This is a genomic window from Variovorax sp. GW821-FHT06D12, from assembly GCF_059419205.1.
Genome location: NZ_JBWKRI010000006.1, coordinates 99,612 through 111,683 on the forward strand (window position 1 = coordinate 99,612; position 12,072 = coordinate 111,683).

Here is a 12,072-nt window from a genome sequence, read left to right on the forward strand (position 1 = left end):
GGGAGTCATTCACTCCTGGATGAAGCGCCGCAAGCCTTCGAGGTCGGTCACGGTGATGCCGCCGTACTCGATGTGCAGGAACCCGGCCTCCTTCAGCCGGTTGAGCGCCGCGTTGCAGCGCTGGCGCGACACGCCCGACAGGTTGGCGATTTCTTCCTGCGAGGTCTGCAGGTGCGGCTCGCTGCCCGGGTGCAGCCAGGGGTGGAACAGGCCGGCCAGCGCGCGCGCCACCTGGCTGTCGGCGTCGAGCAGGCGGTGCGCGGCGTAGCTGCCCATGAACCAGTGCAGCCGTTCGTTGATCTGCTGCAGCAAAAAGTGATCGAAGCCGCGCTGCGTGCGGTGCAGCCACTCGAAGGTCTCCAGCGGCAGCTGCGCCACGCGGCTGGGCCGCAGCGCAATGATGTCGGCCGAGCGCGGCACGGCGCGCAGCAGCGTGCCTTCGCCGAACCAGCTGCCCACCGACAGCCCGCCCAGCGTGACCGAGCGGCCGTCGCTGGAGGTGATCGACCACTTGAGCAGCCCTTCGAGCGTGCCGTACCAGTGCAGCGGCGTGTCGCCGCGCCGGCACAGCGCGGCACCGGCGGCCACCTCGACCTCGCGCATCTCGTCGAGCACGCGCTCGCCCGCGCCCACGTCGAGCAGCGGGAACCAGGCCGAGCCCTGCAGCAGCTGGGGAATGGTCAGGGAGGCCGCGGGGATCGCCGGCTTGGTCGGGGGCATGCTGTCTTTTTTGTTTACTGCGCGCCCTTGAGCTGCTGCAGCTCGGCCTGCGCCTCGTGCAGCTTCTTCTCGCGGTCGGCGATCTTGCTGGCGCGCCCCTTCTCCTGGGCTGCGCGCAGGTCACGTTCGCGCTCGGCCACCTTGCGCTCCTGGGCGCGGATGCGCTTCTGGTGCTCGGCCGCCAGCTTGGCGTCGGTGCAGTTGCGGTTCACTTCCGCCAACGCGGTTTCGAGCCCGCGAACCCGCTGCTTCTGGCCCTTGGACTTGGCCATCTCGATGTCGCGGCCGATGGCTTCGCGCTTGGCGTCGCAGGTGGCGGGGCCGGCGGGTTGCGGGGCGGCGCCGAGGGCGGTGAACGCGGCCGCGGCGGCCAGCACGAGGGGCAGAAATTTCATGGAGAGGTTCCTTGTGTGCGCAACGGTGCAGGGGCGACTTTAGCGGCTGACGCCGCGTAAACCCTGCCCCGGAATGTCGTCGCGATGACTGAGTACGAACGCATCACAAAAAATAATGGCGCGCCCCCATGACTGACTGACCCCCAGGAGCCCCGAGCATGTCGAAGCGCAAAGTGATCGTGACCATCGCCCCCACCGGCGGCATGGCGCACAAGTCGCAGAACCCCCACCTGCCCACCCAACCCGCCGAGATCGCCGCCGACGTGCTGCGCTGCTGGAACGCCGGCGCCAGCGTGGTGGCCATTCACGCGCGCCGCCCCGACGACGGCGCCACCTGCAACGCCGAGGTGTACCGCGACATCAACAGCCGCATCCGTGCGCTCGGCAGCGACATCGTGCTGAACAACTCCACCGGCGGCGGCGTGCACGGCGACATGGTGAAGCCGCTGGCGGGCGATCGCTGGGAGATCGCGTGGGAAGAGCGCATCAAGGGCATGGACGCCGGCGCCGAGATGTGCACGCTGGACGCCACCACGCTCAACCTGAGCTTCGAAGGCAAGCAGATCCTGATGGACACGCCGATCACGCGCGGGCGCGAACTGGCCGCCGGCATGAAGGCGCGCGGCATCAAACCCGAGTGGGAGGTGTTCAGCCCCACGCACATCCTGCAGGACACGACCACGCTGATCGAGGAAGGCCATGACGACGAGCCCTACTTCATCAACCTGGTGATGAACGTGCATCGCAACTTCCAGAACGCGATGCCGTACTCGCCGCGCAACCTGCAGATGATGGTCGACACGCTGCCCAAGGGCGCCATCTTCGGCGTGAGCGGCATCGGCATGTCGCAGCTCGAAGCCAACGTGGCAGCGCTGCTGCTGGGCGGCCACGCGCGCGTGGGGCTGGAAGACAACCTCTACTTCCGCCACGGCGAGCTGGCCACCAACGTGCAGCTCACCGAGCGCATCGTGCGCGTGATCCGCGAGCTCGACATGGAAGTGGCCACGCCGGCCGAGGCGCGCCAGATCATGGGCCTGCCGCGCGTGGGCGGACCGCGGCCCGAGTTCGCACTCGGCTGACAAGACAACGACAACAACGAACGGAGACACGACACATGAACGCTTCCCGCACCGCACTGGCCCTCGCGCTCGGCGCCCTCTTCACATCGAGCGCCTTCGCCCAGGTGTCCGACGACACCATCCGCATCGGCTTCATCAGCGACATGTCAGGCCTGTACCGCGACTACGACGGCCCGGCCGGCGCCGAAGCGATCCGCATGGCCATCGCCGACATGGGCGGCGCCATCGACGGCAAGAAGATCGAGCTGGTCACGGCCGACCACCAGAACAAGCCCGACATCGCCGCCGCCAAGGCGCGCGAATGGTTCGACGTGAACAAGGTCGACATGCTGATCGGCGGCGTGAACTCGGGCGCGGCCATTGCCATGGCCGGCGTGGCGGCCGACAAGAAGAAGCCGTACTTCGTGGTGGGCTCGGGCGCGTCGAGCCTCACCAACGAGTACTGCTCGCCCTACACCGTGCACTACGCCTACGACACCGTGGCGATGGCGCGCGGCACGGCGAGCGCGGTGGTCAAGGCCGGCGGCAAGAGCTGGTACTTCGTGGCGGCCGACTACGCCTTCGGCGCCGCGCTGCAGAGCGACGCCACCAAGACCGTGCAGGCCAGCGGCGGCACGGTGGCGGGTTCGGTGAAGCACCCGCTGGGCGCGAGCGATTTCTCGTCGTTCATGCTGCAGGCGCAAAGCTCGAAGGCGCAAGTGCTGGCGCTCGCGAATGCCGGCGGCGACACGGTGAACGCCATCAAGTCGGCGGCGGAGTTCGGCATCAGCAAGAACATGAAACTCGCCGGCATGATCATCACCATCAACGACGTGCACGCGCTGGGCCTGAAGGCCTCGCAGGGCATGTACCTCACCGACAGCTGGTACTGGAACCAGAGCCCCGAGTCGCGCGCCTGGGCGCGGCGCTTCTTCGACAAGCACAAGCGCATGCCCTCCTCCTTCCACGCCGGCGACTACTCGGCCGCGCTGCAGTACCTGCAGGCCGTGAAGGCCGCGGGCAGCGACGACGCCGACAAGGTGATGGCGCAGCTGCGCAAGACGAAGTTCAACGACATGTTCGTCAAGGGCGGCTGGCTGCGCGACGACGGCCTCATGGTGCACGACATGCACCTCATGCAGGTGAAGGCGCCGACCGAGTCGAAGGAGCCGTGGGACTATTACAAGGTGATCGAGAACATCCCCGGCGAAGCCGCCTGGACCACCAAGACGGAGAGCCGCTGCGTGCGGTGGAAATCGGCATGAACCTCACCACCGACGTGAAGCGCGTCGCCGTCGTCGGCACCGGCGTGATCGGCGCCAGCTGGGCCGCGCACTTCCTCGCGCACGGGCTCGACGTGAACGCGACCGACCCCTCGCCCGGCGCCGAAGACCGGCTGCGCGCTGCCGTGGCGCAGCACTGGCCGACGCTGGCGCGCTTCGGCCTCGCCGAGGGCGCCTCGGTCGATCGCCTGCGCTTTCACGACAGTCTGGAAGACGCCGTGGCCGTGGCCGACTTCGTGCAGGAGAACGGCCCCGAGCGCATGGATTTCAAGATCGACCTGTTCCGCCGCATGGACGCGGCCGCGCCACCCGAGACCATCCTCGCGTCGAGCTCGTCGGGCCTGGCGATCAGCGGCGTGCAGTCGGGCTGCGCGCACCCGCAGCGCGTGGTGCTGGGGCATCCGTTCAACCCGCCGCACCTGATTCCGCTGGTGGAAGTGATCGGCGGCGAGCAGACCTCGCCCGACACCATCGCCCGCACGATGGCCTTCTATGCCGCCATCGGCAAGCGGCCGATCCACGTGAAGCGAGAGGTGAAAGGCCACATCGCGAACCGGCTGCAGGCCGCGCTGTGGCGCGAGGCTTTTCACCTCGTCAACGAAGGCGTGGCGAGCGTGGCCGACATCGACACCGCCATCGCGCACGGCCCCGGCCTGCGCTGGGCCGTGATGGGGCCCTTCATGAACCTGCACCTCTCGGGCGGTGCGGGCGGCATCGAGCATCTGCTGGCGCACCTGGGCGGGCCCATCGAAGACTGGTGGAAGGACCTGGGCGCGCCCTCGATGACGGACGCGTTGAAGCAGCAGGTGGTGCAAGGCGTGGACGAGGCCCTGGGCACGCGCCACACCGCCGACCTCGAAGCCGCGCGCGACACCCTGCTGTTGAACCTGATTCGCGCCAAGGCCGAGACGGGTACGCTGGATTGACATGACCGACTTCCTTCTCGACGACACCCTGGTCGCGCCGCCCCGCACGGTGCGCATCGACTTCGACGACGGCTCGTTCGTGCTGCGCTCGCCGACGGCGCTGCAGCCGTATGCGCGCTGCATCGGCGAATGGATCGAGCGCTGGGCGCGCGAGACGCCCGATGCGCTGGCCTTTGCCGAGCGCGATGAGACGGGCGAAGGCTGGCGCAGGCTCGACTACCGCGCACTGCGCGCCGCCGTCGGCGCCGTGGCGCAGGGCCTGCTCGACCTGAACCTGCCACCGGGTCGACCGGTCGTGATCCTCTCGGACAACGCCATCGACCACGCCGTGCTGATGCTCGCGACGATGCACATCGGCCGCACGGCCTGTTCGCTGTCGAGCGCCTACTCGCGCATGGCGAAAGACCCGTCGCGGCTGCACGGCATGCTGAAGGCGCTGCAGCCCGGGCTGATCTACGCCTCCGACGCGAAGGTGTACGGCGCATCGCTCACAGGCTGCTGCATCGAGGCCGTGACGGTGTTCAGCCGCAATGCCAACACGCATCCGGGCGCGCTGGCTTTCGACCAGTTGCTCGACGCGAAGGAAACGCCCGCCGTCATGCAGGCCTTCGCCGCCGTGGGCCCCGACACGCACGCCAAGTACCTGCTGACCTCCGGCTCCACCGGCCAGCCCAAGGTGGTGATCAACACGCACCGCATGCTGTGCGCCAACCAGCAGATGATGGCGCAGACCTGGCGCTTCCTCGCGCAGGAAAAGCCCGTGCTGGTCGACTGGCTGCCGTGGAGCCACACCTTCGGCGCGAACCACAACCTGCACATGGTGCTGTGCCACGGCGGCGCGCTCTACATCGACGAAGGCCGGCCCGCGCCGGGCCTCATCGAGAAGACCGTGCGCAACCTGCGCGAGGTGAAACCCACGCTGCTGTTCAACGTGCCGCGCGGCTTCGACATGCTGCTGCCGTTCCTCGAAGCCGACGACGCACTCGCCGCCGAAGTGTTCTCGCGGCTGCGCCTGGCCTTCTACGCGGCGGCGGCGCTCGCGCCTTCGACCTGGCAGCGGCTCGAAGCGGTGGCGCGGCGCGTGCGACCCGCGCGCCCGCTGTGGCTCACGACCTCGTGGGGCGCGACCGAGACCTCGCCCGCCATCACCTCGGCGCACTGGCAGCTCGACGGCGCCGGCTGCATCGGCGCGCCGCTGCCGGGGCTGGAACTGAAGTTCGTGCCCAACGGCGAGAAGCTGGAGATGCGCGTCAAGGGCGTCTCGGTGTTCCCCGGCTACCGCGACGCGCCGCGCGAGACCGCCAGTGCCTTCGACGCCGAGGGCTACTACCGCATCGGCGACGCCGGCTTTCTTGCGAACCCCGGCGACCCGACGCAGGGCGTGATCTTCAACGGCCGCGTGGCGGAAGACTTCAAGCTCTCGACCGGCACCTGGGTGTCGGTGGGCACGCTGCGCGTGAAGCTGGTGTCGCTGCTGGCGCCGCATGTGCAGGACATCGTGCTCACCGGCCACGACCGCGACGCGATCGGCATGCTGGTGTTCGCCAGCCCGCAAGGCGCCGCGCTCGCGCCCGGGGCGCTGGCCGCGCGCATCGCCGGGGTGCTGCGCGCTCTGCGCGACGAAGGCGCGGGCTCGTCGCAGTGCCCGGCCTGCGCACTGGTGCTGGCCGAACCGCCGAGCCTCGATGCGGGCGAGATCACCGACAAGGGCTACATCAACCAGCGCGCCGTGCTCACGCGGCGCGCGGCCGAGGTGGCGCGGCTGCATGCGCTGGCGGCGGGCGATGCGGACGTGATCCGCGCCACTTGAACGCGGTGGGGTTGGAGAACCCGGGAATGTTTTCTACGATGGCCGGGCCACCCGCCATTTCAACTTCCCGGAGACGCCGCCCATGTCCACCCCACCCTGCGTGACCTTCGAAGCGGACGGCCCCGTCTGCACGCTCACGCTGAACCGTCCCGACAAACGCAACGCCGTGGACGGCGTGGTGGCCGCCGCGTTGCGCGCGGCCTTCGAACGCTTCGAGGCCGACGACGCGCTGCGCGTGGCCGTGCTGACGGGCGCGGGCGGCCATTTCTGCGCAGGTGCCGACCTGGGCGCGGTCGGTGATCCGGCGCGCCGCAACGAGCTCGACCCCGACGGCGGCGGCACCGGCCCGATGGGCCCGACGCGCATGGCGCTGTCCAAGCCGCTGATCGCGGCGGTGAACGGCTACGCGGTGGCGGGCGGGCTCGAGCTGGCGCTGCTGGCCGACCTGCGCGTGGCCGACGACGACGCGGTGTTCGGCGTGTTCTGCCGCCGCTGGGGCGTGCCGCTGATCGACGGCGGCACCGTGCGGCTGCCGCGCCTCGTGGGCATGGGGCGCGCGCTCGACCTGATCCTCACGGGCCGGCCGGTGTCCGCCGCCGAGGCGCTGGCGATGGGCCTGGTGAACCGCACCACGCCACCGGGCGGTGCACTCGCCGCCGCACAGGAACTGGCGCGGCAGATCGCCGCCTTTCCGCAGCAATGCATGCTGGCCGACCGCCGCTCCGCCTTCGAACAGTGGGACCTCCCGCTGGCCGAGGCACTGCGCCGCGAAGGCGCGCAGGGCGTGCCGATCGTCGCGGCCGAAGGCGAAGCCGGCGCCGCGCGCTTTGCCGGCGGTGCGGGCCGGCACGGCACCTTCAAGGGCTAGTTCAGGCGCGCCGCCGCAACGCGGTGCGCAGCGCCTTCGCAAAGCGCGGATCGGCCATGGCGCCGACGTTGAAGCGCGACCAGCGCGAGACCTGCGTCGAATCGACGCTGAAGATGCGCCCCGGCGCCATCACGATCTTGCGCGGCAGCAGTTCCTTCGCGAAGGCCAGCGAGTCGTCCACGCCGGGCAGCGCGGCCCAGATGTAGAGCGACTGCGGGCTGCGCGCGAAGACCTCGGCGTCCACGGCGTCGAACAGCTTCAGCGCGTCGCGCGTGGCCTCGCCCAGCCGCTGCTGCAGCCGCTTGAGGTGCCGCTGGTAGTGGCCCTCGCTCAGGATCACGTCGACCGTGCGCTCGCTGTACTCCGAGCTGCTCACGTGGATCAGCGCCTTCAGGTCGGCCAGATCGCTCGCGAGGTCGGCGCCGCAGGCGATGAAGCCCACGCGCAGCGCGGCCGAGAACGATTTCGAAAAACTGCCGATGTAGATCGTGCGCTCGAGCTGGTCGAGCGCCGAGAGCCGCGGCAGCGCCGTGGGCTTGAAGTCGGCCAGCGGGTCGTTTTCGACGATCAGCAGGTCGTACTTCTGCGCCAGCTGCAGCACGCGAAAGGCCTTGGCCGGCGAGATGTCGGAGCCCGTGGGGTTGTGCGCGAGCGACTGCGTGAAGAACAGGCGCGGCCGTTCGGCGATGAGCAGCTGCTCCAGCACCTCGAGGTCGGGCCCGTCGGCCAGGCGCGGCACCGCGAGCATCTGCGCGCCCGCGAGCTTGAGCTTGCCGAACAGCGGGTAGTAGCCCGGGTCGTCCACCAGCACCTTGCCGCCGGGCGGCACGAAGTAGCGGATGACGATGTCCATCGCCTCGTTGGCGCCGTGCGTGAGCACGATCTGCCGCGGCTCGGCGCCGATGCCGAAGTCCGCCAGCTTGCGCACGAGGTGGTCGCGCAGCGGCGCGTAGCCGAAGCGGCTGCCGTAGCGGAACAGCGCACCGAGCCCCGTGCGCACGACCTTGGGGTGGTACTTGTCCAGCCGCACGTCGGCCAGCCATTCGACCGGCGGAAAGCCGTCGCCCACGGCCACCGCATCGGGCTGCGTCTTGAGTTGCTCGCGCATGAGCCACACGATGTCCATCGCGCGGCCGAGGCTGCCCGCGTCGTCCTCGGCGGGCTTGGGCGTGGCCGTGGCTTGTGCCAGCACGTAGTAGCCCGAACCGCGCCGCGGCTCGACGAGGCCGCGCGACACCAGCAGCTCGAAGGCGGCCACCACGGTGTTCTTGGCATAGCCGTGCAGCTGTGCGAGTTCGCGCAGCGAGGGCAGCTTGTCGCCGGCCTTGTAGGCGCCGCTCGAGATCTGGCGCGCGAGGGTGTCGGCGAGCGAATCGGCGATCGTGGTCATGGGCTTCGACTGTGACACAGCGAGGCCTGGCGGCGCACCACTGTCCGCACTGTCCCGCCAAACTGTGCCTTCCGCGGGCGGTACAGCCGGCCTAAATTGCCTGCTCCCGAATTCACCTTCCGAAGAGACACGCACCGATGGCCGCCGATTCCCGCATTCCCAATTTCCGCGCACTCACGCCCGCCCAACGCCTGGCCCACATCGCACAGGCCGCCGCGCTCACCGACGACGAGGTGGCGCTGCTCGCGCAGCCCGGCGCGCTGGGCGTGGAGCGCGCCAACGGCATGGTCGAGAACGTGATCGGCACCTTCGAGCTGCCGCTGGGCGTGGCCGGCAACTTCACCGTGAACGGTCGCGACTACCTCGTGCCGATGGCGGTCGAAGAGCCCTCGGTGGTCGCCGCCGCCTCGTTCATGGCCAAGCTGGCGCGCGAAGGCGGCGGCTTCGAGGCCTCGAGCACCGGGCCGCTGATGCGCGCGCAGGTGCAGGTGATCGGCATCACCGACCCGTACGGCGCGCGGCTCGCGCTGCTGCGTGCGCGCGACGAGATCCTGGCCGTGGCGAACAGCCGCGACAAGGTGCTGATCGGCCTGGGCGGCGGCTGCCGCGACATCGAGGTGCACGTGTTCGGCGACACGCCGCGCGGCGCGATGGTGGTGATGCACCTGATCGTCGACGTGCGCGACGCGATGGGTGCGAACACGGTCAACACGATGGCCGAGGCGGTGTCGCCGCTGGTCGAGAAGCTCACCGGCGGCACGGTGCGCCTGCGCATCCTGTCGAACCTGGCCGACCTGCGGCTGGCACGTGCGCGCGTGCGGCTCGCGCCTTCCGTGCTGGCCACGCGCGAGCGCAGCGGCGAAGAGGTGGTCGAGGGCGTGATCGACGCGTACACCTTCGCGGCCATCGACCCCTACCGCGCGGCGACGCACAACAAGGGGATCATGAACGGCATCGACCCGGTGATCGTCGCGACCGGCAACGACTGGCGCGCGGTGGAAGCCGGCGCGCATGCGTACGCCTGCCGCAGCGGGCGCTACACCTCGCTCACCACTTGGGAGAAGGACGCGGGCGGCGCGCTGGTCGGCACCATCGAGATGCCGATGCCGGTGGGCCTGGTCGGCGGCGCGACGAAGACGCACCCGCTCGCACGGCTCGCGCTGAAGATCCTCGACGTGAAGTCGGCGCAGGAGCTCGGCGAAGTCGCCGTGGCCGTCGGCCTCGCACAGAACCTCGGCGCGTTGCGCGCGCTCGCCACCGAAGGCATCCAGCGCGGCCACATGGCGCTGCACGCCCGCAACATCGCGCTGGTCGCGGGCGCCACCGGCGACGAGATCGACGCCATCGCCAGACAGATGGCCGCCGAGCACGACGTGCGCACCGACCGCGCCGTGGCGCTGCTCGACGCGCTGCGCAAGAAGTAAGCAACGCGGGAGCCTCCCGCACCACGGTCCGCGGCCGACACCGCGGCGGTCGCGCACGCGGCCGTCACACAACCACAGACGGAGACAACTCGAATGAACGCAGACAGTGCAACGCCCGCCCGCTGGCGGCTGGTGGAGATATGGGGCGACACGGCCGACCTGGGCCACCTCGCGTGGTCGATCGTGATCGGCGTCGCGGTGAGCCTCTCGGGGTATCTCGTGGCGAGCCGCGTGCTCGCGAGCGTGGTGAGCACGCCGGAGCTGGCGCGCGCCTACGCGATGCTCGCGGGCCTGGGCGGCTGCGTGGTCTCGGGCGTGATCTGCGCGAAGCTCTTCACGCCCAAGCGCGAAGTGGTCGAAGGCACCGCCGCCGATCCGCGCTGGCGCGAAGAGGTGCTGGCCGAGCTGGCCGCCGAGCACGGCGACCTGGGCTCGGTGGACGACCTGCCGCCCGTGGTGGTGCGCGAGATGAAGGAGCTCGAGATCTACGAGCTGTTCGCGTCGTACAAGCCCCAGGCCGCCAAGGCCGCCGAAGGAGCCGCCTCGTGATCGATGCTGCCCTCTTCAACCAGATCCTCGTCGCCACCGGCATGGGCCTCGTGGGCGCCATCGTGTTCGCGGCCATCGGCCTCGTCTCGGGCACCGACGAAACCACCACGCTCGCGCCGCTCACCCTGCTGGTGGTGCTGCTGGGCGTGCCACCCGAAGGCGTGTTCACCTTCTTCCTGGCCGCGGCCGTGGCCAAGCACATGACGCACGCGGTGCCCACCGCGCTGCTGGGCATTCCGGGCGACACCATGGCCACGCCGCTGCTGCAGGACGCCAACGTGCTGCGCAACCTGGGCGTGCCGCACATCGCGCTGCGCAAGATGGTGTCGGGCGCGATCATCGCGGCCTTTCTCGCGGTGCCGCTGGCCGTGCTGTTCGCGGTGCTGCTCGCGCCGTACGGCGCGGCCATCACCAAGGCGGCGCCGTGGATCTTCGTGGTGGCGGCCGTGGCCATTGCCTACTTCTCGAGCGGTCGCTGGGCCTCGGTGGCCACGCTGGTGCCGTTCGTGATGGTGATCGTGGCGCTGCAGGCGCTCACGGGCAAGTACGGCGTGAAGCTCAGCATCAGCTACTTCCTGGGCATCGCCATCGGGCCGCTGGTGGCCGATCTGTTCTCGGTGATCTCGCCCGCGGCACGTGCGCGCATGAAGCGCGACAAGGTCCGCACCTTCTCGCTCGCGCCCGACGTGAAGGGCTGGTCGGGCTACTTCCCGAACCCGTTCAAGGTGCTCGACCGCGGCCAGGTGAAGTGGACCTTCGCGACCGCCGCGATCTCCAGCGCCACCTTCGTGTTCAGCCCGGTCGCGATGACGGTGGTGCTGGGCGAGCTGGTCGGTTCACGCATCAAGCATGCATACCACCGCCTCACCACCACGCTGGCCGCGCGCAACGGCGTGACCGAGGCCACCTACATCGCCGAAGCGCTGATCCCGCTGATCGCCATCGGCCTGCCGCTGAGCCCGGTGGCGGCCGGCCCCGCCGCGCCGCTGTTCAATGCACCGCCGGTGTTCACCATCGATTCGGCCACGGGCCAGACGCACAACCTGCACAACCTGCTGAACCACTGGGAGTTCCTGGGCTACGGCATGCTGGCCGTGGTGCTCGCCGCGCTGGTGGCCTATCCGTTCACGATGAACTTCGCGCGCCGCGCGGCGCTGTTCGTCTCGCGCAAGGTGAGCCACGAGGCGATCATCGCGACCTTCGTCGGGCTGATCGTGGTGATCAGCGTGTGGGAAGGCCAGCTGCTCGGCCTGCTGGTGATCCTCACGATGGGCCTGCTCGGCGGCCTCCTGTCGCGCGCCATCGGCTTCAACACGGGCGTGCAGTTCATGGGCTACTACACGGCGGTGCTGACGGTACCGGCAGTGATCAAGGCGTTCTCCTGATGGCTTGATGCGCTGTTCAGGGCGACGCTCCCGCCGACGGGGAGCCTTGCTCCGCGAATGTCCCCCGGGGCTTCGCCCCTCCTCCTTGATTTCGCTGCGCAAGGCACTCCATCGACGTGAGCGTGTTCAGTGCAGTCGTTGATCGGCCGCACACCACTGCCGCTTCCCGTGCCCAGGACACTGGGTGCTTCCCGCAGCGAAATTAAGGAGGAGGCCGCAGGCCGGGGGACATTCGCGGAGGGAAGTACCCGGTGGCCTGGGCAC

General features: G+C 69.7%; 11 protein-coding genes. 8 read left to right on the forward strand and 3 right to left on the reverse strand.

The window, feature by feature from the left end; all coding sequences use genetic code 11:
* Nucleotides 1-9: 9 nt before the first annotated feature.
* Both AC07SQ_RS19410 and AC07SQ_RS19415 read right to left on the reverse strand, forming a co-directional pair.
* Nucleotides 10-720, reverse strand: coding sequence for a Crp/Fnr family transcriptional regulator (locus AC07SQ_RS19410; RefSeq protein ID WP_070061409.1), 711 nt, complete (start codon nt 718-720; stop codon nt 10-12).
* Nucleotides 721-734: 14 nt separating this feature from the next.
* A complete protein-coding gene (locus AC07SQ_RS19415) occupies nt 735-1,115 on the reverse strand; it encodes a DUF1090 domain-containing protein (RefSeq protein ID WP_495272567.1) in 381 nt (126 codons plus the stop codon).
* A gap of 158 nt (nt 1,116-1,273) precedes the next feature.
* Between AC07SQ_RS19415 and AC07SQ_RS19420 the strand changes: the two genes are divergently transcribed.
* From AC07SQ_RS19420 to AC07SQ_RS19440, 5 genes are all read left to right on the forward strand, one after another.
* Nucleotides 1,274-2,194, forward strand: coding sequence for a beta-keto acid cleavage family enzyme (locus AC07SQ_RS19420; protein ID WP_369645773.1), 921 nt, complete (start codon nt 1,274-1,276; stop codon nt 2,192-2,194).
* Between the two features lie 35 nt (nt 2,195-2,229).
* On the forward strand, nt 2,230-3,438 hold the full coding sequence (locus tag AC07SQ_RS19425; protein ID WP_495272568.1) for an ABC transporter substrate-binding protein: 1,209 nt from the start codon (nt 2,230-2,232) through the stop codon (nt 3,436-3,438).
* Complete coding sequence (locus AC07SQ_RS19430; RefSeq protein WP_495272569.1) at nt 3,435-4,382, forward strand: 3-hydroxyacyl-CoA dehydrogenase NAD-binding domain-containing protein; 948 nt, start codon at nt 3,435-3,437, stop codon at nt 4,380-4,382. The genes AC07SQ_RS19425 and AC07SQ_RS19430 overlap by 4 nt, the downstream gene beginning before the upstream one ends.
* Nucleotide 4,383: 1 nt before the next feature.
* Nucleotides 4,384-6,192, forward strand: coding sequence for a feruloyl-CoA synthase (locus AC07SQ_RS19435; protein WP_495272570.1), 1,809 nt, complete (start codon nt 4,384-4,386; stop codon nt 6,190-6,192).
* Nucleotides 6,193-6,274: 82 nt separating this feature from the next.
* Nucleotides 6,275-7,060, forward strand: a complete 786-nt coding sequence (locus AC07SQ_RS19440) for a crotonase/enoyl-CoA hydratase family protein (RefSeq protein WP_495272571.1) — start codon at nt 6,275-6,277, stop codon at nt 7,058-7,060.
* Between the two features lies 1 nt (nt 7,061).
* Here the strand turns inward: AC07SQ_RS19440 and AC07SQ_RS19445 are convergent, their stop codons facing one another.
* Entirely contained in the window at nt 7,062-8,450 is a 1,389-nt protein-coding gene (locus AC07SQ_RS19445) for an aminotransferase-like domain-containing protein (RefSeq protein ID WP_495272572.1), read from the reverse strand.
* Nucleotides 8,451-8,587: 137 nt separating this feature from the next.
* On the opposite strand from AC07SQ_RS19445, the gene AC07SQ_RS19450 reads away from it, so the two are divergent.
* The 3 genes from AC07SQ_RS19450 to AC07SQ_RS19460 all read left to right on the forward strand — a co-directional run bounded on the left by AC07SQ_RS19450 (nt 8,588) and on the right by AC07SQ_RS19460 (nt 11,808).
* The gene (locus AC07SQ_RS19450; protein ID WP_487850385.1) at nt 8,588-9,874 is read left to right on the forward strand and encodes a hydroxymethylglutaryl-CoA reductase, degradative; all 1,287 of its coding nucleotides are present in this window, start codon (nt 8,588-8,590) and stop codon (nt 9,872-9,874) included.
* Between the two features lie 93 nt (nt 9,875-9,967).
* Nucleotides 9,968-10,423: a hypothetical protein gene (locus tag AC07SQ_RS19455; RefSeq protein ID WP_495272573.1), complete on the forward strand. Its 456-nt coding sequence runs from the start codon at nt 9,968-9,970 to the stop codon at nt 10,421-10,423.
* Between the two features lie 41 nt (nt 10,424-10,464).
* Complete coding sequence (locus AC07SQ_RS19460) at nt 10,465-11,808, forward strand: tripartite tricarboxylate transporter permease (RefSeq protein ID WP_139140391.1); 1,344 nt, start codon at nt 10,465-10,467, stop codon at nt 11,806-11,808.
* Nucleotides 11,809-12,072 lie beyond the last annotated feature (264 nt).